General features: G+C 51.9%; 12 protein-coding genes. 8 read left to right on the top strand and 4 right to left on the bottom strand.

The annotated features are described in order from the left end of the window. Positions 1–81 precede the first annotated feature (81 nt). Both J2Z66_RS37385 and J2Z66_RS37380 read left to right on the top strand, forming a co-directional pair. Positions 82–2,478, top strand: a complete 2,397-nt coding sequence (locus J2Z66_RS37385) for a sensor histidine kinase (RefSeq protein WP_209978256.1) — start codon at positions 82–84, stop codon at positions 2,476–2,478. Then, on the top strand, positions 2,471–3,151 hold the full coding sequence (locus J2Z66_RS37380; RefSeq protein WP_312894978.1) for a response regulator transcription factor: 681 nt from the start codon (positions 2,471–2,473) through the stop codon (positions 3,149–3,151). Before J2Z66_RS37385 ends, J2Z66_RS37380 begins: the two co-directional genes overlap by 8 nt. Positions 3,152–3,389: 238 nt before the next feature. On the opposite strand, the gene J2Z66_RS37375 is transcribed toward J2Z66_RS37380, so the two are convergent. From J2Z66_RS37375 to J2Z66_RS37365, 3 genes are all read right to left on the bottom strand, one after another. Then, the gene (locus J2Z66_RS37375; protein ID WP_209978254.1) at positions 3,390–4,376 is read right to left on the bottom strand and encodes an iron-siderophore ABC transporter substrate-binding protein; all 987 of its coding nucleotides are present in this window, start codon (positions 4,374–4,376) and stop codon (positions 3,390–3,392) included. Between the two features lie 29 nt (positions 4,377–4,405). Next, entirely contained in the window at positions 4,406–8,080 is a 3,675-nt protein-coding gene (locus tag J2Z66_RS37370) for an ABC transporter ATP-binding protein (RefSeq protein WP_209978252.1), read from the bottom strand. Between the two features lie 111 nt (positions 8,081–8,191). After that, complete coding sequence (locus tag J2Z66_RS37365) at positions 8,192–9,529, bottom strand: helix-turn-helix domain-containing protein (protein WP_209978249.1); 1,338 nt, start codon at positions 9,527–9,529, stop codon at positions 8,192–8,194. Positions 9,530–9,928: 399 nt separating this feature from the next. Here J2Z66_RS37365 and J2Z66_RS37360 point away from each other — a divergent pair, with 399 nt between their 5' ends. The 6 genes from J2Z66_RS37360 (at position 9,929) to J2Z66_RS37335 (ending at position 19,849) form a co-directional block, all read left to right on the top strand. Further along, the gene (locus J2Z66_RS37360; RefSeq protein ID WP_209978248.1) at positions 9,929–11,590 is read left to right on the top strand and encodes an extracellular solute-binding protein; all 1,662 of its coding nucleotides are present in this window, start codon (positions 9,929–9,931) and stop codon (positions 11,588–11,590) included. Between the two features lie 217 nt (positions 11,591–11,807). Beyond that, on the top strand, positions 11,808–15,605 hold the full coding sequence (locus J2Z66_RS37355) for a DUF4838 domain-containing protein (RefSeq protein ID WP_209978247.1): 3,798 nt from the start codon (positions 11,808–11,810) through the stop codon (positions 15,603–15,605). Between the two features lie 33 nt (positions 15,606–15,638). Next, a complete protein-coding gene (locus J2Z66_RS37350) occupies positions 15,639–17,129 on the top strand; it encodes a type 2 periplasmic-binding domain-containing protein (protein WP_209978245.1) in 1,491 nt (496 codons plus the stop codon). A gap of 101 nt (positions 17,130–17,230) precedes the next feature. Continuing rightward, positions 17,231–18,181 carry a carbohydrate ABC transporter permease gene (locus J2Z66_RS37345; protein WP_209978243.1) on the top strand — a complete coding sequence of 317 codons (951 nt, stop codon included), beginning with the start codon at positions 17,231–17,233 and terminating at the stop codon, positions 18,179–18,181. Positions 18,182–18,193: 12 nt separating this feature from the next. Beyond that, positions 18,194–19,030, top strand: coding sequence for a carbohydrate ABC transporter permease (locus J2Z66_RS37340; protein WP_209978241.1), 837 nt, complete (start codon positions 18,194–18,196; stop codon positions 19,028–19,030). 3 nt (positions 19,031–19,033) lie between these two features. Beyond that, a complete protein-coding gene (locus J2Z66_RS37335; RefSeq protein WP_209978240.1) occupies positions 19,034–19,849 on the top strand; it encodes an alpha/beta hydrolase in 816 nt (271 codons plus the stop codon). A 114-nt stretch (positions 19,850–19,963) separates the two neighbouring features. On the opposite strand, the gene J2Z66_RS37330 is transcribed toward J2Z66_RS37335, so the two are convergent. Beyond that, positions 19,964–21,409 (bottom strand): hypothetical protein, encoded by a 1,446-nt coding sequence (locus J2Z66_RS37330; protein ID WP_209978237.1) that lies wholly within the window; start codon positions 21,407–21,409, stop codon positions 19,964–19,966. Between the last annotated feature and the right edge of the window lie 291 nt (positions 21,410–21,700).

Raw genomic sequence — 21,700 nt, 5'->3', positions numbered from 1 at the left:
GGTTTCTTTTTAGGCAAGGTATGATAATCTAAATAAAAGTTTAAAGTTTCGTTGTAATTCCATTTGAGCAGGTGATCGATTATGCGTTCCATGCGGGGACTAATCCCATTTAATAGTAAACATTTTTTGTATATTTTCATGCTGTGCTTCATCCTGTTCTCGATTTATGTTCATATTTCGGCTTATAAAAACCCCTACATAGGGATCGTCATCACCGAAAATGACCGCAGCCAGTGGGTCGTAAATGAAGTGATCTCTGCCGGCAAGGGAAACTACTGGAATATTATTCCTGGAGATATTATATTGTCACTGGGAAGTGAGCGCCAACCGGAATTATTGAGTCATGGGGACCTTTATTTGATCCAAAATGCTTCAGATCTGCTTGTATTAAAGCAAAATGGGCAGCAGCAGCACTATCAAGTCGTCTCAGAAACACGTGACATCTATACCATTCTGCTCTCCGGCGTACTGGAGCTCCTGCTGCTCGGTATTGGCTGGTTTGCTATCCGAAGCAGGCCAACATCCAAAGTCATGCGCCTGTTCTGTATCCTGAATCTGCTGATGGCATGCTGCATCCTGTCTACCTATAGTCCACTGGTGATGCCGGCCTATTTTGTTCTTCTGTTTTGCGGCGCCTGGCTGCCCTATTTGCTGCTCAGCTTTTACTTATCTTTTATGTTCAGCAATATGCAAAAACGATTTGAAAAGCTGTTACTGTCGTATCAAGTATATAGCGTCCTTTGCTCCATTTTTTATTTAATACTGGTGTATTATAATGTTTATATGTTGAATAATACCTATGAATATAAAGGTGCTGCTGTTTCTTCGACTGGCAATATATCCGCCGCGCTGCTTTACGTCTCTATTATCGCGACGCTTGTACTATTAGTATGGCTCACATATCATTACCGAAAATGGTTTAACCGGGTTGAAAAAAATCAGCAGTTTGTGCTATGCGTAGGCATTGTGCTCTGTCTGCTTCCCTTTATTCTGCTGTATGCACTGCCAGCGCTTGTCATAGGCAGATATATCATGCCGATTGAATATACGCTGATCGGCTTCATCCCGCTCTCTTGCCTCATTACCTATGTGCTCGTGCAGCGCAATATGCTGGACATCAGACTCTACATTCCTCGTATTCTGATTCATGGTGTGTATGTTCTTATTGCGTTTATTTTATTCGCAGCTGCCGTTAAGCTGGACACCTCGCTCTCGCTGATTGTGCTGTTTACCGGTTTTCTACTGCTGACCTATATTTATCAGCGCAGCCTTATCCTGTTCAGGCGCAAAGCGGAACGGCGCAAGGACTGGCTCGGGCAGCAGCAGCTCCGGTTGTCCATCGAAATGGCCGAACAGAAAAATACCCGTGAAATGCTGCGCTTGTTTGCCGACATGCTGCACAGCATGGTGGAGACGGAAGGCATGTGTCTGATCTGGAATGACGGACAGCACTTTTTCTTCCACGGAACGGGTAAATATAAAGCGCTGGAGAAAGAAAAGCTGGTTCATCTGGATAGTTCCGGGCTCCTGCAGTCGTTTGATTTTGCTCAGGTTATTGAGCTTAGTCAGATTCAGGATCAGGATCAGGATAAGAGTCAGAGTCAGAGTCAGGAAATAAGCGGCTATCTGTGTGTTGGCCCCAAAGAAAACGGGACGCTGTTCTCGGCAGAGGAGCAGGCTATTATAGATAAGGGGCGGATTGAAGCTATACAAATCCTGATTAATGTAAAGCTGCTCTCCCGGCTGCAAAGAGAATATGATCGGAACAAAGACCAGGCTGTTCTCTACGAGCGTCAAGTTAGCGATATCCGCCAGTTTAACCAGCTGCTGCTGGAGAGCCAGGAGGCAGAACGTATCCGGACCTCTTACTTTTTACATGACCACCTACTGCAAAATCTAATATTTCTGACACGCGATCTGGAAGAGCTGCACGATACAGGAGAAGGTGCCCGCGAAAACGTGGCAGCCTGGCTGCAGTGTCTTTATGACTCACAGCATGACATTCGCAAAATGTGTGACGATCTATATCCTCATATTATTGATAGAGGGGATCTGAAAGATGCACTTGACTGGCTGCTGCGCACGCTAAAGGAGAAAAGCCGGACCCGGATGGAGCTGATCTATCAATTACCAGATGGAGAGCCCCGGCAAGAGCTGATCAAAAACCATATTTTCCGGACGATCCGCGAGCTTCTTCATAACGTTCTGAAGCATGCTGGGGCCACAAAAGTCCAGGTTCATCTCTGGAGTGAGCCGGACAGGCTCTACTGCCAGGTCACCGATGACGGACAGGGATTTCAAGTCAATGAGGTATTTAGTCAATCATCCGGCCAAAAGCGTTTCGGCCTCATTTCCGTTCGGAACAGTATTCGCCACCTGGGCGGAGAGACAAGCATCGATTCAGCACCCGGCCAAGGAACCAGTGTCATGATCAGACTGCCGCTTATAAAGGAGGAATCCCAGGTTGAACGTGAGTAACGAGAAAAATGAAATGAATGAAAAGAATGCGAAGAGCGAGAAAAATATAAGAGTTATATTGCTGGATGATCATCCGTTAGTCATGGAGGGGCTGAAAAACCGGCTTAGCAAGGAGCCAGGAATCGAGGTGCCGCGCACGTTCAACGATCCTCGTGTCTTGCTGAGTGAGATCGATAGCTGTCGCCCGGATGTACTGATTATGGATATTTCCATGCCACATTTGGATGGCTTTCAGGTCGCAAGGCAGCTCAAGGAACGTTTCGGGTTAGCGTTGAAAATGATCATGCTGTCCGGATACACCTACGACGAGTTCTACAGCAAAGCCTACGAAATTGGTGTCCACGCCTACTTGTCCAAACAGGCTACCTACGGCCAGATTATTAATGCAATCAAACAAAGCATGCTAGGTCATGTACTCGTGTCCGAAAACGTAATGAAAAAACCATCAATCGAAGCACTAACTCCCACAGAACGTGAGGTATTGGAACAAATTGCCCAGGAAATGACGAACAAGGAAATCGCACATAACCTGGCCATGAGCCAGCGAACCGTTGAATATCACTTAACCTCCATTAACCAAAAGCTTGGGGTAAAAACGCGAATCGGGGCCGTTGTCAAAGGTTTTGAAACTGGATTGCTGGGTTCTCTGACCCAACAACTAAACGAGGAATAAACAAATGCAGAAATGAATGTAATCTCGTCCCTATTGATTTAGCCAGCCTGTTCTAAGAAGAAAGAAACAGACTATCCCGAAGGACCGTCTGTTTATATGTGTAGACTGTTATTGCATTAAGAAGACGCCTATATCCACAGACGTTGTGTACATCCCAAACGAGATGTGTAATCCACATGTGGACAACTCATCCGCCTAACTTGTACACAAGGCAAGAGTCGGTATGGAGTATTAGTCATTACCTGTTCATAGCTTTGTCGATTTCTTCAATCCCATATAAAATATTGACAGGAGACATCACACCAATGGAGCTGTCGAGGAAATAGACATGATTTTGTTTCGCTGCGCTCAACGAATGCCACACTTTATTTTTTTTCAGTTCTTCAATTTCTTTTTCCGTTGCGCCACTATCCGCCTCAAAAATAAACAGGTGATCCGGATTCAGCTCCAGCATCCCCTCGAGTGACAAGGTCTGCATCGCATCGTTTTCTATGGCGGGCTTCAGTCCCAGCCCTTCATAATAAACGCGCATGGCTTTGTACGATTGCAGCACAAAACCGCCACGGCTATCTGAATAAAAGGAAAAAACGACACTTTCATTGCTGTGTGCAGCAAACGCCGGTTTATTTTCAGCCATTGCCTGCTCGGTCTTGATAATGACCTCCTCGGCCTTTTTCTCTTGGGCAATGACCTTGGCTACCTCCCGAATTCCCCACTTCCAATCCGTTTCCGTGTTCCCCATCTTTTGCGGATCGAAAAACACAACCGGAGCGATCGCGCCAAGATGTTCATACACTTTATCTGCATCCGCAGTACTGGCCAGGATCAAATCCGGCTCCACTGAAGCTGTCTTCTCTAAATTGATCCCTTCCCATTCCCCTAAATCGATAATCTCCCTGTCTTTCAGCAGCGGCTTGACCGCCGGCATCTTTGTGATGTAGGAATTGAACATTTTGGCCGCTGCCGGAAAATAATCAAGCGATACAAGATGGCTGAAAATAACATAATCCATGACTGCGATTCGCTCGGGATGCGCTTTTAGCTCGACACTGCTGGTTTTGGCATCCGAAATGGTTCGGGGATACAAGCCCACGCTTTCTGTTGGTTCCTTTGCAGACGCATCAGCCGTTGGGGAAACCACAGGTGCGCTTCCGCCGCAAGCGGCGGTAATCGTCGATAACAGGAAGATGACGAGGGCGATACATAAATGTTTCCGTATTTTCATGGTAGTTGATCTCCTTTGATCCATTTCGTTTAATGGGTTTGTTGTATGTTCTTGCTGTTCCATTCGCGCGTTTCGGCTTGCAATCGCTCATGCCAGAATCGTTGATACAAGCCGCAACGCTCCAGTAGTTCCGCATGGCCTCCGGCATCGATGACCCGCCCCTTCTCCAGCACGATAATCTGATCCGCGCCGCGAATCGTATGCAGCCGATGGGCAATCACCACCACCGTCTTGCCGTTCGCAAGCTCCTGCAACGCCTGGGTTACCAGCAGCTCGTTGCCCGGATCGATGCTCGCCGTTGCTTCGTCCAGCAGCAAGACCGGTGCGTCCTTCAGTAGAGCGCGGGCAATAGAGACCCGTTGCCTTTCACCGCCTGACAAGTTTCCGCCCCCTTCGCCTGCAACGGTTGCGTAGCCTTCGGGAAGTTTCCTTATAAAATCATGGCAGCGTGCCGCCCCAGCCGAGGTATAGACCTCTTCGTCCGTCGCATCGGGACGGCCAAACCGGATATTATTCAGCAGCGTGTCCTTGAACAAATATACGTCCTGAAACACCATCGACAGCTGCGACATTAACGTGTCCGCACGCAGCCGCCGCACATCTGCGCCGCCGATCGTCACGCTGCCTTGATGGACGTCCCAGAAGCGAGAAATCAGATTGAGCAGGGTCGTCTTGCCGCTTCCCGACGGTCCGACCAGCGCCGTCACCTTCCCCTCGGGGATGCGCAGCGTTATGTCCTGGAGAATGGGCCGCTCCCCGTAGGAAAATGACACCTGGTCAAATGCGATCTCATAGCTTCTTAATTTCTGCTCCTCATTCGGCAAGGGTTCCGGCAGTGGTTTGGCACCGAATATGTCATTCAGGTTCCACAAGGAGCGCTGCAATAGTCTTCGGAAGCCCGCCAGCTCCAGCAGGGGAAGTGGTTCATACAAGCCCAGAGTCAACAGCAAAACCAGCGCAAGCGTAAGCGGATCGACTGATCCTTGCGCATACAAGCTGGTCCCAACGGCCAACACAGCTGCAAAGCCCAGCTCGAACACCACGCTGTCCAGCGCGATATAGGAAGCCAGCTTCCGGTTGTAGGCAATGCTCCGGTCACGATACACCCCCATCGCTTCTATGAAGGGACGGAGCTGGTCATTTCGCAGGCCAAATGCCTGGATCAGGGGGATGCCGCGAATATATTCCGTTATTCGCCGATTGGTCTCCTTGCGCGGCTCATCCAGTATGTTCAGCAAATCTGCAAACTTGCGGTTGGCTGCAGCGGTAACCACGAGCGACAGCGGAACGCCGGCAAGCGCTACGCAAGCAAGCCGCCAATCCAGAGCAAACAACAGAAACGCCGTAATCAGCGCAGCAAGCAGCCCGCGTACAGACATCATGGCAATCGTGTGAGACAGCGCGCTGTTGTGCACATCGACGCGTAATCGGCTTTCAATCGTCGAAGCTGGTTGTGTGTCATAGAAGCCGAGTGGCAGCTTGCGCAAATGAATGCCCAGCCTTCCGCGCAGGCGGGTGCGAATGTTGCCTTCAAGCCGCAACGCATGGCTCTGTCCGTGGTAAAACAACAACCCTTGGCCGGCGAAAGCCGCCAGCAGCAAGCCAATACCGGACCAGGCCAGTGAAAGGTTGCCCGTCCATAAGCCGTAGACAGCAAACGCGGCACATAGCGGCACGGCCACGATAAACGGGCTTTCCAGCGCAGCGAACCGTACGCTCCTAAGAAACTGCGGATAATCGCCACCCGCAAGCTGTCTGAGCTGGACCCGGAACGAAGACGTCAGCCATCCAACCTGAGCAGCGTCCGGATCATGGGCGTCGTCACTGGCCTCCTTCCCACCAGACGGGGCCAAGCCTCCTTCTTCAGTAGGAAGTGCTGCGGGGAGACGCACGTGATCCTTTGAACGAAAAGAGCTGATTGCAGGAGTCGTTTGATACGCGTTCCACATTTGCCGATACAGTTCGCACTCGTGCAGCAATTGGGCATGCGTGCCGGCCGCAGAAGCCGTCCCCTCGTTCATGACAACAATCTGGTCCGCATGAACGATACTGCTTAGGCGATGGGCGATCATCAGCATCGTTTTGCTTGCGCCATTGCTGCCGTTCATCAGTGCGGACAAGGCCTCGCGGATGCGTCCTTCGTTTTCAGGATCAACGAAAGCGGTGGCCTCGTCCAAAATTACAATGGGAGCATCCTTGACGATGGCCCGCGCAATCGCGATGAGCTGCCGTTCGCCCCCGCTGAGAGTACCTCCCTGCTGCCCGACGACCGTATCGTACTGCTCCGGTAACTGCATAATCCAATCATGGCAGCAAGCTGTTTTCGCCGCCTCGATCACTTCCTCATCAGTTGCACTGACGCGACCTTTGCGGATATTTTCCAGGATCGACTCCTCGAACAAAAATTCATCCTGGAACACAAAGGAAAGCAGTGCCATCCGTTGATCTGCGGCCATATCCCGAACGTCCGTGCCGCCAATGGACACCGTTCCCCCGTCTGCATCCCAGAAGCGCGCGATCAATCGTGCGATCGTCGATTTGCCTGCCCCGGACGGACCGACAAGCGCCGTTAATTTCCCTTCAGGCACATGAAGGTTCACCTTGTTCAGCACCGTTTTGCCGCCATAGCCAAAGGACACCTCGTCCAGGCTAATGGCAAAGCCTAAGGGTCGTTTCGGCTCCTTCGGTTCGGGCAGTTCCTTCTCTTCCAGTAATGCGACTACCTCGCGAACAGCGCCAGCAATGCGAAAGGAAATCATGCCGCCTGTTCCCATCAGTTTGAGCAGCGGCTTACCGATGCCCATCGTAACGAGCATGAAGAAAACCAATGTCGCAAGGGAAAGGGAGCCATTAGCGTAGAGCAGGGTCCCGAGCGGCAGCACCAGCAGCAGTGGCGCCCGCGACAGGATGACCGTTACCGACTTCGTCTTCAGGCTGCGCAAGTGAAGCGTAGTTGTCAGCTGTTCGCTGTCTTTTACCGCTTCTGCGAATTCTCCGTAAGCATAATCCGAACGCGCAAATGCCTTGATCACCTTCATGCCGTTGACATAACGAAACAGCGCGGACGAGAGCCGTGCCTGGGCTTCCCCATACTGATGGCTGTAGCCGCTTATTTTCCGCTGCACCGTCCGATACGCGATAAACAGCAGAGGGGCCGCAGCCGCAGCTGCAAGCGCCAACCGCCAATCCAGTGCAAACATCGCAGCATAAGCGATCAGCGGTACAGCTACCGAAGACAACGTGTCGGGAATCAAATGAGCGATTCCTTCTTCCACCCGCTCAACCTGCTCGTTCATGGTATGCTTCAATTGACCCGTGTCCCGCTTTTGGAAAAGTCCGAGCGGCAGCCTGGCCAGCTTACGGGCCAGTGCCAAACGAAGATCGTACAACAGCGAATAGGCGGTCTGATGAGCCAGATGATGCGATCCGATCATGGAGCATGACTTCAGCACGATTGCGGCAACGGCAGCGCCGCCAATCAGTGCCATAGGGGTGCCGCTGGAAGCAGCCGGCTCCATCATGGCACGAATCGAAACATATACCAGCAGATACGGCGCCAGACTCAGCGCGGCTGATAACGTGGCGAGCAGGGCTGATCCCGCGATCAGCAGCCTTCTTCGCCTTAAAAAAATCCAGAGTTGCTTCAATACATAAAACCCGCCGCTGTAAGGTGCCGTCGGCGGGCGTGCAGGTTTGTTATTCATTAGCCCCTCCTATAGATAATGATTTTCATTATCGATATGAAGTATAGCAAAATTCTGATTGAATAGGAGTGCATCATTATTCAATAAAAGATGGACGATTATTCACAACTGTCATACTTGCGGAAGTGAGCGCGCCTCTTTCGGGGACAATCCCGTATGCCGCTTAAACACACGGCTGAAATATTGAGGATCGTCATAGCCGACCCTGGCAGCAATTGTGCTGATCGTTTCCTGGCTCCAGGCAAGCATTTCTCTGGCCCGGTTGATCCGGTACTCAATCACATAGTCGATCGGCCTGATACCCATATACTTGTGAAACAGGTAGGAAAACGGCCGGGCACTCATCCCCTGCATGCGAGCTAGCTCCTCCAGCGCAAGCGGATTAGCATAGTGCGTATGAATATATTGAATGGCATATTCGATCGCCTCCAATTGGCGGACGCTGAACATCTTGGCCTGGCAATGAGTCAATACTTCGTTCAAAATGGAGAGGAACAGCTCTTTTTTACGCAAGCCGGTCAACCGCCCTGAAATCACGGCTGTCTGGTCCAGCCTTTCCAGCAGCTCCAAGATGCGCGGCTGCAGGCCGGGCCGCAAGGCGAAATCGCCCGGAATGCCTTCGCTTAACGTGGCGGGCTGTTGGCAGAACCGATAATGAATTAAATGATACTCCAAATTCACGCCGCCGCGCGGTGTCAGGCTCATGCACGCTCCTTCGTCCCCATGACAGATGCTGCCCGGTTCCAACGCGTATGCTCTTCCGTCAAAAGACATGGTCGCTTGCCCCTTCACGACAAAGAAAAAACCGCTTTTAGGCAGCAGATATCCCTCCTTGCGATCGCTATACGGCATCGTGGAACGAATCACCTCTTCCACAACAAACGCTGTTTTGTTGAACACATCGGCCAGTGAATCGATTGCGGAATTCGCACGCTGACGCCGCTCATTCCTTCTTGTTCCCGGTGTGGCCTGCTCCTGAGACAGCCGAAAGGTTTCTTTGAGGATACGCTTCAGCAATTCCTTCGTTTTGGCGGAAGATGCCAGCAGCGGCTGCTTGGAGATAAGGCACATGGCCCGCAGCAGATTGGCCAGCCCTTCGTTTTCTCCCGGTTCCTGTTCGAAATGGCTCGATATATACCGCAGCTCGGAGAGCTGTCCCGCTCCTTTTTCCGGCAAGTACTGAATAAGCAGCGCTTCGAACTCCTCCTGTCCGACATGGATTTCCAGCTTCTGTCCGAACGCGCAATGAATCACTTTTCCTGGACACGTCTCATAACATGTATTCTCTATCCGGATTTTCGCAAACCCGCGCAGTACAAAGAAGAGCCCGCAGTGCTGTGTAGGGCGCTCTCGATGCTCTTTCGTCACAGTCCCGGCCTGCAGAATTAACAGGTGTACACCATGTACCGTCACCGGAACCCGTGTAAACTCGGCCCATATCTCATTCATTTCCGTCCCCCACTTCTGTGACCGTCCAGATTGGCCGGTCCCTTTCACCGTGCATGTATTCAAATGATAACAATTCTCATCGATAAAGTATACCCCTTGTCTGTATCCTCACAGTAATAGTTAGCAAAGCATGCTGGGGCATAGGCTCGTGTCTGAGCAGGCCATGCAAAAACTGGCTGCTGATACGCTGACACCCATGGAAATTATCCAGATAGGAGCTGGCTCTAGCCAAAGTCCGGTCTTTTGCTCCCACAGCACCGCGCATCCCGCCCACATCCGGCATATGTCATCAAGCAGGGTGTTTCTTTTCTCGCCAAAACATATTAATATAGTGAAATAAGTGTTCCGGTATGCGGTTTTCTTGACCGTGATTTGGATTCCGATGGGAGGTTGCCCTGCTTGAATAAAGTAAAATACATAGTGCTCGCCTCTGCGGTCGCCTTGATCGGTTTGATCTTCGTTGCAATGAGAGCTGACTGGCTTACATCAGGCGGCACAACGCCTGGGCAGAGCAAAGCTCAAAACGAAAAGCTGTCTCTTCATTTATTTATAAACGCGCCTGCGGGAGCATATCTGCCGGAACCTAAGAACGATTTTGTCAGGCAAGCGATCGAAGCGAAGTTTCAAGTGGATTTGAAAGTAACGGCTATGGAGCCTGGGAACGAGTACAATTCCCAGTTGGCTTCTCTGCTCGCCGCCAACGATCCGCCAGACGTCTGGCTCGCCATCAGCCCTGACGGCGGGGCTTACTACGCGCTGGATAATGCACTTGCGGATATGACGCTTTTCGTGTCGCCGGCAACCATGCCGAATTATTTCAACTATTGGATGAACGAGACCGAGCTGAAGCAGTTCCAGTTCCACAACAAGTTTTTTCGCGCGCCCATTCCCTACGACAAAAACTCGTACCGGGCTTACTACATTCGCCAAGATTGGCTAGAAAACCTTGGCTTGGATATCCCTACTACCTACGAGCAATATTTTCGGGTATTGGAAGCGTTTACCCATGAAGATCCGGACCGTAACGGCAAGAACGATACCTACGGTTTCACCGCCTCAGGCGGCGGAACGTCTATTTCCACCGATTGGCCCGAATATGTAAAAAACGGCTTGCTGTTCCCCGCGTACTATGATGGAAGCCAGCTTGTCGATATGCAAATGGACTTGCGCGTCGGCAGTGTCGCGGACGATATTTTGAAGGTCATGGACAAAGGTTTGGTTGAACCGGATTGGTTTTTGAACAAGGGACTCGATTACGTCGATAAAGCCGTTCGCGGCAAAGTTGGCATCGTGCTTGGCAATACCGTCGATTTCGCGTTCGATTCCAATGCCGACAGCCTGCAGACAAGAAGCAAAGCCATGAACCCGAAAGCCGAGTGGGTTCCGTTCAATCCGTTCGGCGACAAGCCGCTGAGGACAGCGGTAACGCCGGAATACCCATTCGTTTTCTCGAATAACGCCGCAGGTTTGAATCCGGAGAAGCTCAAGCGCATCGCCTCCATCCTCGACTGGCTGTGCGGCGAAGAAGGCTTTCTGCTTACCCATTATGGAATGGAAGGCAAGCATTACAGCCGCAGCGGCAGCGAGATTACGCTTAAGCCGCAAATGATCGAAGAGGATATCGTCATGAAAGGCAATTTTCTCGCCATTTGGAGCTTCTTTACACCGAATACGCCCCAAACGCTCGGTTTGAACGTAATCGATCCCCGAATGACGGAACGGGACAAAGCCATTTACCGGACGATCACCGGCATTCCAGTCTATGAAAGCGTCGGTACCACCTTGACTCCGCCACTCGGCGTTAGTGCGGAAGCCATGCGCGCCAGACAGAACGAGCTTCAGGTACAGATGCTGTTCAAGGATAAATCGGGGCGAAATTGGCCCTCCTATCGCCAAGACATATTGGACAACTACAAGGGAACCGAAATTTTCAATCAATACGGGGTAAAAATAAAAGCAGCCAGGACGGGCAAAAAACCGGGCATATCATTTTCCTGCTCCAGCATAAAAAGCACTCGAAACTTTTGGTCTCGGGTGCTTTTTGAATTCTGTCCGTCTTGAGTGAATCCTATTTTTAATAAAAGTCGGTACGGTCAAACAAAGTCGATGGTAGAAATATCGCCAAGCAGCAGCTTGTTTATAGCTCTTTTTTTGTTTTTGACGGACGTTTTTAATTTTAGTCGTTGCAGTCAAAAAGGCTATATGTACACGGAATAAGCCGCGATGTTACCTTAAGTTTCGTAAGACAAAATCCAAGAGAGGAAAGGGAGGGTGGTACATGTTTTACTTGAGAAAGATTGCACAAAACGTTTTGCCGAAGCTGCTCATTGCGGCATTATTGTTTTCGGTCCTATCGTTTGAAGGCTTCATCATGCCTGGTACTGCGAGTGGACAGGTTCGCTTGACCGACATTGGTTCTTCGTATGCCAAAGCGGAAATCGAACAACTGGCGGCAGCGGGAATCGTTTCCGGATATGCAGACGGCACATTCGCACCTGGTAAGCCGATCACACGCGCAGAGTTGGCCAAAATCATTACGGCCATGATGAAGCTGAACCAGCAGCCCGATGAAGCCAAACGTTTTGCCGACGTAGCCAAAGACAGCTGGTATCGCGGGTATGTCGGCGCATTGATCGCTTCCGGCATTACACAGGGAACTTCTGAAACGACGTTTTCTCCGGATGCGTACGTAACCAGAGAACAATTGGTTGTGTTTATGATTCGGGCCTTCGGCTTGGAGGAACATGCATTGAACCTGCAAGAGGCCGCCGAATGGTCCGATGTCAACCTTATTGCCGATTGGGCGGCGTCCCCTATCGCTTTGGCCTTGCATATCGGATTTGTGCAAGGCATTGCCAATGCGGACGGATCGCTCCGGTTCGCCCCCAAAGAGTATGCAGAGCGGCAAGCAGTGGCCCGGCTAGCTTTCGAATTCGTAACGATGTACGACGCTTACAAGGAGAAGGCCGGGGTAAGTCCGCAGCAGGCCAACACGGCTTCCTCAGAGCCAAAGACAACTCCTGCTCCGATGACAGGCAACGGCTCCAACATGTCTCCGTCGAACGAGCCTACGTCTACTTCATGGCCGACGCCAACCCCAGAACCGACGTCTACTCCAGAGCCAACGTATTCTCCTGGGCCGACATCTTCTCCAGAACCGACGGCTTCTCCGGAGCCAAGCCCCGAACCGTTGGCTGTCGTAAGCGGAGGCCAGCCGAAAGCCGTCATCGTTTATGATGATTCTGTCTATGAGGCGGCAGATACACCGTGGGCCTCCGGCATTCCCGGCTGGCAGCAAACGTACGGCGCAGACAACGACGGCACGCTCGGTATTGCCGATGCAGTCCGCTATGCCGGCTCTTACAGTTTGCATGTAGACCACGTAGTCGGCGGCAGGAACACAGATCTCGGACTGGAAAGCGATTTCATCGCCGTCCAGGAACAAGAAACGTACACGGTTTCTGCCATGGTTTATCGGGAATCCGGTAACGTACCGCAAATCTACATTCGTTTCTTCGATAGTAACAAAGCAAGAATTTCACAGCAATTGACGAATGCAAACGTCACGGCTGGAGAATGGACGCAAGTGTCCGTAACAGCGGCAGCACCGGCAGGCACTGCCTACGTCACGATTATCCTGTACTCAGGAATAGCACCGGCAAGCGTTTATTTCGACGACATCACGTTAATCGGCGCCAATAACACGGATATCCCGGTGCTTAACGGTGCATTCGAACCTGAAGCCGATACCCGGTATGGATCGCCTGAGCTGCTTGCCGAGTATGTTCAGAAATCTACGGGAGCCGTGCTTCCCATTATGTCTGTAGAAGATTTTCAGAACGGCGGCGGACAACAGCCCGGACAGCTGGTCATTCTCATAGGCACGGCGGCAAGCGTATCCGGTGACGACCCGGCGCTCGATGCCCTGCTGGACGGCCTGGATCGCGACGGATTCGTCATCTACCCGCAAGAGCAGCAGGTGACCATCGCTGGTCCAAGCATATGGGGAACGTTGAACGGCGTGCTCGACTTCCTGGAGCGTTACGCGGATATCCGCTGGCTGATGCCCGGTCCTGCCGGCGAAGACATTCCGCAGCGGAGCGATTTGCATGTGGCGCTGGGCATTGTGCGGGAAGAACCGGCTTTCATGTTCCGCGTATTCAGCCCATTGCACGGCAAACCGGGCACCGGCACCTATGTGATGCAAGAGCAGTACACATGGGCGCAGCGAAATAGACTGCAAGGGTTCTACAATGCCCCGGTCAGCTTCCACCATAATATGGATGTCCTATTTTCGGTATCCAAGTTTGGCGCAACCCATCCGGAATTTTATCCGAACGGCACACCTCCGGCAGCAGGCGTAACGGACGGCTGGCAGCCTTGCTTCTCGAACCCGGATACGATCGATGCCGCAGTGGCTGAAATTATCGCTTACTTCCAGGCGAACCCGAACTCTGAGTCCTATTCGCTTGGCGTGAACGACGGCGGCGGGTTCTGCGAAAGCAACCCTCTTCCGGTGTACTACGATTGGGTCAATAAAGTCGTCGAGAGCGTGCTGGATGTGTATCCGAACAAGTGGTTCGGTCTGCTGGCCTACACCAATCTCGAAACGCCGCCGTCATTTCCCTTGAATCCCCGAGTCATCCCTTTCCTTACCAAAGATAGGATGGCTTGGGCCGACCCGGTGCAAAAAGCGAAGGATTTGGCAAATGTGGACAACTGGCTGGAAGTAGCCGACCAGCTTGCCTATTACGACTATATATACGGCAGTCCTTACTTGGTGCCTCGCGTATACCCTCATTTCATGTCGGACATCTATCGTCAGGCGCACGAAAAAGGGATAAAATCGATTTATGCTGAGATATACCCGAATTGGGGAGAAGGCGCGAAGCCGTGGGTGGATGCCAAATTGCTATGGAATCCGGAACAGGATGTCGATGCGCTTCTGCAGGAATGGTATGAGCGTGCGGTTGGCGAAGCGGCGGCCCCCTACCTGAGAGCCTATTACGATTATTGGGAACAGTTCTGGATGGAACGTGTAATCGATGAACCGTGGTTCAACTCTGGGGCCACCTATCTGGATTTTATGGACCCTGCTTATTTGCAAGCAGCAACCGTCAGCGATGTAACCTACAGCCGGGGGGTGCTGGAAACGGTGGAAGTGCTCGCCGTAACCGACGAGCAAAAAGCAAGAGCACATCTGCTGATGCAAGCGTTTGAGTATTATGAAGCGTCCGTGCTCAGTTACCCGCAGCCGACAAAGCCGCTTCCGGATGCCAATTCGGCAATCACCTTGCTGGACGAGATTATCGGCTCGATCGACGAACGGGTGCAAATGGCGGAGAAACGGTTTACGCTGCTGACACAGTTCGCAACCGACCCTGTTTTGTTCCAGCCGCTCGGACCGATGCAATTCAGTCTGCTTAGCTGGTCGGGCTGGTCCGCTCCAGAATTTTGGAGCTTTGTAGAATACATGAATGAACATGAAGCTGCCGGAGGTCCGCTGCGCACACACGTCACTCAATTGGCAGCAACCCATGCCTATGCGGACATGCTGCTGCAGGCGCTGGGCGCCACCAATGCGGTGCAGAACCCGTCCTTCGCGACCGGAACGGGAACAGAAGCTCCTCCGTGGGAGCTGCTAAATCGCTCAACAGCGAATCGCTTCGTTGAGCGGAGCGAGTACACGGGATTTTCCGACAGCGTAAGCATGAAGGTTTACGGCGAAGGATGGGGCGGTCCGAGCCAGGTCATCGATGTCGAGCCCGGATTGTTCAGCACGAGCTTCCGCTACCACATTCCATTAGGAACAAATTCCGATGGAAACATACAGTGGGGCATTGACTTGCTGAATGAACAAGGGACATGGCTCAATTACAATTCGGTGCGCTCGCCCGTAGTTGATCTTGCTGATGCGGAAGGCGCTTGGCTCGAAGCCCACCTTTACGGTGAAATTCCCGATACGATCAACGGAGAGCCTGTGCGGAAAGCGCGGCTGATTGTGCTGGTCGATAACAATGCGCCAATTGAATTGTATATCGACGATGTCGAGTTTTACAGTATTTCCAAACAATAAGGATACGAATTCATTTACCAGGGGGAGTCTTCCATGAAACCGTTTCGCTTCTTCAAATCTAAGACAGTTGCTCTGTCTCTTTCCGTTGTGCTTGCACTATCGCTTCTCTCCGCCTGCAGCAGCGGCGGTAACAATGCGCCTTCGGCTTCACCAAAGGCTTCGCCGGGCACGTCGTCATCGCCTTCTGCCACAACCAGCGCCGACGATCTCGTATATCCGGAGAACGGATTGCCGAAGAATGAGAATGTAACGCTTAAATTCGGCTTTTTCGAGGGTGGCATGGGCAGAGAATATATCGACTACGCGATGGATACGTTCAAAAAGAAATTTCCGAACGTGAACTTCGAGGTCACGTATTCGCCAAAAATCGGGGAAATTATCAACGCGAAAATTTCTGCAGGCAACGATGACGATATGTTTGATTTGTTCAACGGCTTTATTCCAGGCGGAATCATTCCGCTCGTCGAGTCGGGCAAGCTCCTGCCTCAAGACGATCTGTGGGATCGCGAGTTGTATGATAACAGCGGCAAGACATTGAAAGAGCTTGCGCTCGATGGCACCATAGAAGCGGCTGTGGGCAGGGTTTCGAACCAATTATACGCATTGCCCATTGCCGGCAGCGGTTCCGGACTGTTCTTCAACAAGAAGCTGTTCGAGAAAAACGACTGGAACCAGAATCCGAAAACATGGAGTGAATTTGAGCAATTGCTGGAAAGCATCAAGTCTAAAGGCGTCATCCCGATCACGTACCCCGGCAAGTATACGGATTATATGGATCTTTCCTTCGGACCGATCAAAATGTTCGAGCTGGCCGACCTCAACGGAAATTTACAGACATTCGAGGATAACTTCCGCAATTACAAGCTGCCGCAATATCTCGCGCCGGAAAGCGTCGAGATGTGGAAGCGGATTTACGAGCTCGGCAAGAAAGGCTACTTCCCGGAGGGTGTTGCAGCGCTGTCGCATACGCAATCGCAGATGCAGATGATTCAGGGGCAGGCCGCGATGGTATCCACCGGCGTATACGTAGAGAACGAGATGAAAGACTCGATTCCGGATGATTTCGTATGGGGCTTTATGTCCGTGCCGATGAGCGAAAACCCGGACAGCACACGCTGGATTCGCTCCACGGCAGCAAGCGGCCACTACATCTGGGCCAATAAGCCGGAGCTCAACAAGAAATGGGCCAAAGAATTCAATATCTGGATGTGGAATCTCGACGTTCAGGAAGTGATCGCCGAGAAGGGCGGCCAATTGCCACTGCGCAAAGACTTTTCCGACGACAGCGCGCGTGCGGCCAAGCTGCAGCAAGCGCCAAAGGCCATGTTCGACTTCATGAGCACCAATAAAACCAAGATGGCGGCCGACAGCCGCAATGCGACGCTGACCGACCCGAGCGCAGCGCAAGCGCAGAAACTCATGTTGGACGCCACCACAGAGATTACTTCCGGCAAAAAGGACCCGCAGCCCCTTCTGGAGGAAGCGGAAAAACTGATTCAGAAGGCGATCGAAGCACAGAAATAATTATAGAGAAACGGGCAGGCAGCCAGTTGTGGCTGCGCATGACGACGCGGAGGAAAGCATGGCTTTCCTTCGCCGAAGCCCGAACGGAAGGAGTTTCCTAAATGAACCAGCCTTCTTTCGCCGATCCGGCGGTATCCGATACGAAACGGAACAAGTGGCTGCGCAAAACCAGGACGCAGCGGATCATTTTCTTGTTAGTAGCGATTACGCCAGCATTCGGCGGCTATGTTCTGTTCACCCTGTACCCGAATCTGCTTTCGGTTTATTATTCCTTGTTGAAATGGGACGGTATTTCTGAACCGGAATTTGTCGGCCTGGACAATTATGTCAGGATGGTTCAGGACAAATACGTATGGCGCGCATTGTGGCATAACTTATTTTATATGGTGACAGTTCCTGTATTGGTCATACTAATTTCGCTCGTTCTGGGCTATTTACTTGCTAACAAGGGATATAGAGGAACAGCATTTTTCAAGGTGCTGTTCTTCTTCCCGAACATCCTGTCCACTGTCGTAATCGCACTGCTCTGGGCATTCATCTACGATGGCATGTTTGGCCTGCTGAACGGCTTGCTGCGTATCATTGGCATTCCTATCGGCAATTATTACTGGCTCGGCGAGACTCGCACAGCTCTGGCCGCCATCGTACCGCCATATGTATGGGGCAGCGTCGGACTGTATGTGATCATTTTCATGAATGCGATGGCAACGATTCCGAAATCGCTTTACGAAGCGGCGATTCTGGAGGGCGCCGGTCATATGACGCGCTTGTTCCAGATTACGCTCCCTCTCATTATGCCGATCATTCGGGTCAGCGCCTTGTTCCTCATCCTTGGTTCCCTGAAAAGCTTTGAGAATCAGATGATTTTGACCAACGGTGGTCCGGCGGGCTCTACAGACGTAATTGGCCTGTACATGTTCAATCTTGCTTTTGGAGAAAACTTCCACAATTATGGCTATGCTTCGGCAGTCGGCATGTTCCTGTTCGTCATTCTGGTGGCGGCCAAATTAATCATGGACAAATTTTTGCCCGACCGGTCCGTCGAGTATTAAGGAGTGACAACAATGAGCGAAAAACGTACGGCAATGGATATGGTCTGGTGGATCTTATTGATCGCATGGTCATTAACGATTTTGTTCCCGCTGGTATGGGTATTGTATGAATCCTTGAAAACAAACCGGGAGTTTTTTCAGGATGTATGGGCGCTCCCCGAAACGCTGAAATGGGTCAACTATAAAAATGCCTGGCTGAAATATGGTGTCCGCGATGCGATGTGGAATACGTTGTATTATGTCGGTACCACTCTTCTGCTCGGCACATTCCTGACGACGATCAACGCTTACGCGTTGACAAGAATCGAGTTCAAGGGCAGGAAGCTGCTCTGGGCGATCATCATGCTTTCGCTGTTTCTGCCGGGGATTAACGCGCTCATTCCACAGTATGTGCTGATGCGCGACTTGCATCTGACGAACAGCCTGACGGGGCTGATCATTCTCGACAGCTTCGGGGAAAATGTGTTCTATCTCATGCTGCTCGGCGGGTTCATGCGCTCCTTGCCAACGGAGCTGGAGGAGAGCGCGTTCATGGATGGCGCGTCGCTGTTTCAGGTGTTCCTGCGAATTATGCTGCCGCTCTCGGCGCCGGGGATCGTGACCGTAGCGATTTTCAAATTCCTGGGATTGTACAATAACTTTCTTGGACCGTTCATCTATTTGAGCGATCAAACGAAATATACGATTGGCGTCAGCATGTATGCGGCGAGCCAAAAGATGCAGTATACGTCAGATTGGGTGACACTGTTCGCTGGCGTGATGATTGCCATGATTCCTTCGGCCATCATGTTTGTCATATTTCAGCGGGGTGTTATGGAAGGAGCAACGCTCGGAGGGGTGAAAGGATAAACAATGGAACTGTTCACACGATATTATGATCAAGACCTCGTCCTGAAACGAGGGGTGGACATCTCGCTACCGCAGCGGGTCGACCATCGTACAGCGCTGTTCTATGTGCATGGCGGCGGCTGGTCGGCAGGGTCCAGAGATCTTTTTCATACGCATTTGCAATATTTTTCCCAAAAAGGTTACCTCTGCGCCTCGGCAGGATACCGACTGACGCCGAAGGTACAGCTAGCCGAGCAGATGGGCGATGTTTTCGCCGGCTATGAAACGTTCCTCTCCTATATTCGCGAAAAGGAATTGGATATCCGCACAATTGTCGTGCTCGGCAGCTCGGCGGGGGCGCATCTGGCTTCCCTGCTCGCGCTTACTCTTCCGGAAAGCTGGCGCAGGAGTACAGAGCTGCGGAACGGACCGGAAGCTGCGGAGCAGCGGGAAGGATGGCTGCAGCCTGCGGCATGCGTATCCATCAATGGGCCAGGCACCTTGGAGCAATGGGACGATATGAACCCCGCCATCAAAAATGAAATCGAACGTTTGGTTGGCGCAAAATACGGGGAAACGGCAGCCCCGTTCCGCCAGGCATCACCGATTGTCCATGTGAAGGAAGGCTCGCCTGACTTTTTGTTTCTGATTGTCGGTCTAGAAGACTGCTTTCCGCATACATCCATTTATGAGATGGACGAAAAGCTGAAGCAGGCGGGCAGCGCTTCTGAAGTCATCCTGTTCCCGGAAGCGGAGCACGGCTTCTTCTATGACGTGAAGACAGAGCATCAGCGACAGGGGCTGACCGTGCTGGAGCCGTTTCTGCTGCGTTATGGGTGAGGAGCGGTAGTCCATCCGGAATTTCCCGGCGTGAGAAAACACCTCCAATCAGGCTTTTGCAGCCTGCTTTGGAGGTGTTTTTTGTTATTCCCGGCAAGCCGAAAACGCATCCCTTTACAGCCTTCTCAGAATGTCGTTCGCCTTCGTCTCGTAGGCCTCCTGCCACTCTTCGGCAAGCAGGCATTCCGTAACCTCATAACCGCCTTTGCTGTAATGCTCGACAGGAGCGGCATAATGCAAATAGCCGTTCGTAAACGCGGATACAAAAGTATGCTCGTAAGGCGATTGCTTTTTGAGCTTAAGGCCGATTTCCACCAGCAGCTCGGCCGGTGCCGTAATCAGCACGCAGTCCCCGATTTTCATTCCCTGCACTTCGGCGGGCACCGTCTCTTCCCCCGCTTCACGGATCAGCGTCTCGTGAAATTGAAAGGTCTCCAGCTCCTCCTGGATTCTGATCAGCTTCTCCATCGTATACATATTGTTCAGAAACCGGTCCAAATTCCCGCGATTGTGAGCATCCATAGAAACAAGCTCATTCGAGCCGATCCTTGCTTCATGCATATACCGGTATGAATAATCGGCCGGATACTCCGGGTTCAGCGCATATTTGAGATATAGAGGCAGAAACGTCTTAAAATTGAGCGTCGTGCTTCTTAACGAAGCCAGCAGCTTAGCCTGCTCTTCCAGTTTCGCTTCCATTCGTTCCGGGATATTGCGGCGAAGCGGCAGCCTTATCGTCTCCGACAGGACATTCAGTCCGGCATCCTTCGTTTGGATTTGCCTGACCGCCTTCAAGGTGCTGAGCCCGAGCATCGTACCCAGCGGCTCGCTATTTCTCGGACGATGGACGTCTTTGAAGAATACCTCGAGAATATCGCCGCCCGCCCCCTGTAAAAATAAAGCCATCGCCCCGTTACCCAAATTTTCTTCAATGACTTTCGAAGCGAAGCCTGTGAAATTGGCAGTAACCCCCCGATCAGGAACACCGATCAGCAAATGGCAGGCATAATTGTACACGACCGCCAGCGGCTGGCCATCCAGCCTGTCTATGCGAAGAACGCCGATCGAAGGATCAATCGGCCCGATCCCTGCGACATCCTTGTCCTGCGGACAGGGATGCGCGTAGCGTACCGTCCAGTGGCTCCCGTCATGCATCTTGAGGTTCCGGTTGACAATAATCCTGTCTTCGTGACCGAAGCCCGAGCCGGCCCTTGCCTCCGTCATATTTTGCAGCGCCTGTCTGACTGCCTCGAATGTCCGCCCGATCTGCTCGGCGTCGTCACATAGAAGCCGGCCTTGCGGATGCGTATGCGACGCGTTCACCAGCACGTTTGCCCCCGGGATGTTCAGCTCGTTCTCGATACGGCTGCGCAGCTTCGGCAGAAAATCATCCTTGATATCGCCTATACCGCCTATCGCCAGCGCATCCATCGCAATAATAACCGCCTTCGTGATCCCGTCATCCAAAACGAGCGCCTTGGCATATAGCGGATCGCTAACCAATACACCCTCCTCCCCTGTCGTAATATCACTCTTGGCCACGCCTGCTCGCAATTGCATAATCTGCTTCCTCCCGCTTTCACTATATGTTTGTTGTTAGCCAGCCCCACGGCTAACGATAGCACCGCCCTTATCCCGAGTATATATAGCATTTTTGATCGGATCGACGAAAATTAAAAGGACGCCTTCCGGCGTCCTTGAGGTGCGTGTTCATGACTGCTAGTGCTAGGGAGGGACTGGCTGTGGGCTGTGGGCCACAATCGCACGAATCCACACGAACATCAAGCTCGAACGGACAGCCAGTAAGGTTTTTTCTCTGAATTAGGGGATTTCCCCGCAGGCCAAGCCGCT

It is taken from the genome of Paenibacillus eucommiae, assembly GCF_017874215.1.
Classification (GTDB): Bacteria; Bacillota; Bacilli; order Paenibacillales; family NBRC-103111; genus Paenibacillus_AI; species Paenibacillus_AI eucommiae.
Note: the sequence above shows the minus strand (reverse complement) of the source record. Positions and strands in the feature narration are given on the sequence as shown.

Excerpts from the sequence above, each read along its gene's own strand:
- J2Z66_RS37385 (WP_209978256.1), top strand. The coding sequence starts at position 82 with ATGCGTTCCATGCGGGGACTAATCCCATTTAATAGTAAACATTTTTTG.
- J2Z66_RS37375 (WP_209978254.1), bottom strand. The coding sequence starts at position 4,376 with ATGAAAATACGGAAACATTTATGTATCGCCCTCGTCATCTTCCTGTTA.
- J2Z66_RS37370 (WP_209978252.1), bottom strand. The coding sequence starts at position 8,080 with ATGAATAACAAACCTGCACGCCCGCCGACGGCACCTTACAGCGGCGGG.
- J2Z66_RS37365 (WP_209978249.1), bottom strand. The coding sequence starts at position 9,529 with ATGAATGAGATATGGGCCGAGTTTACACGGGTTCCGGTGACGGTACAT.
- J2Z66_RS37355 (WP_209978247.1), top strand. The coding sequence starts at position 11,808 with ATGTTTTACTTGAGAAAGATTGCACAAAACGTTTTGCCGAAGCTGCTC.
- J2Z66_RS37350 (WP_209978245.1), top strand. The coding sequence starts at position 15,639 with ATGAAACCGTTTCGCTTCTTCAAATCTAAGACAGTTGCTCTGTCTCTT.
- J2Z66_RS37345 (WP_209978243.1), top strand. The coding sequence starts at position 17,231 with ATGAACCAGCCTTCTTTCGCCGATCCGGCGGTATCCGATACGAAACGG.
- J2Z66_RS37340 (WP_209978241.1), top strand. The coding sequence starts at position 18,194 with ATGAGCGAAAAACGTACGGCAATGGATATGGTCTGGTGGATCTTATTG.
- J2Z66_RS37335 (WP_209978240.1), top strand. The coding sequence starts at position 19,034 with ATGGAACTGTTCACACGATATTATGATCAAGACCTCGTCCTGAAACGA.
- J2Z66_RS37330 (WP_209978237.1), bottom strand. The coding sequence starts at position 21,409 with ATGCAATTGCGAGCAGGCGTGGCCAAGAGTGATATTACGACAGGGGAG.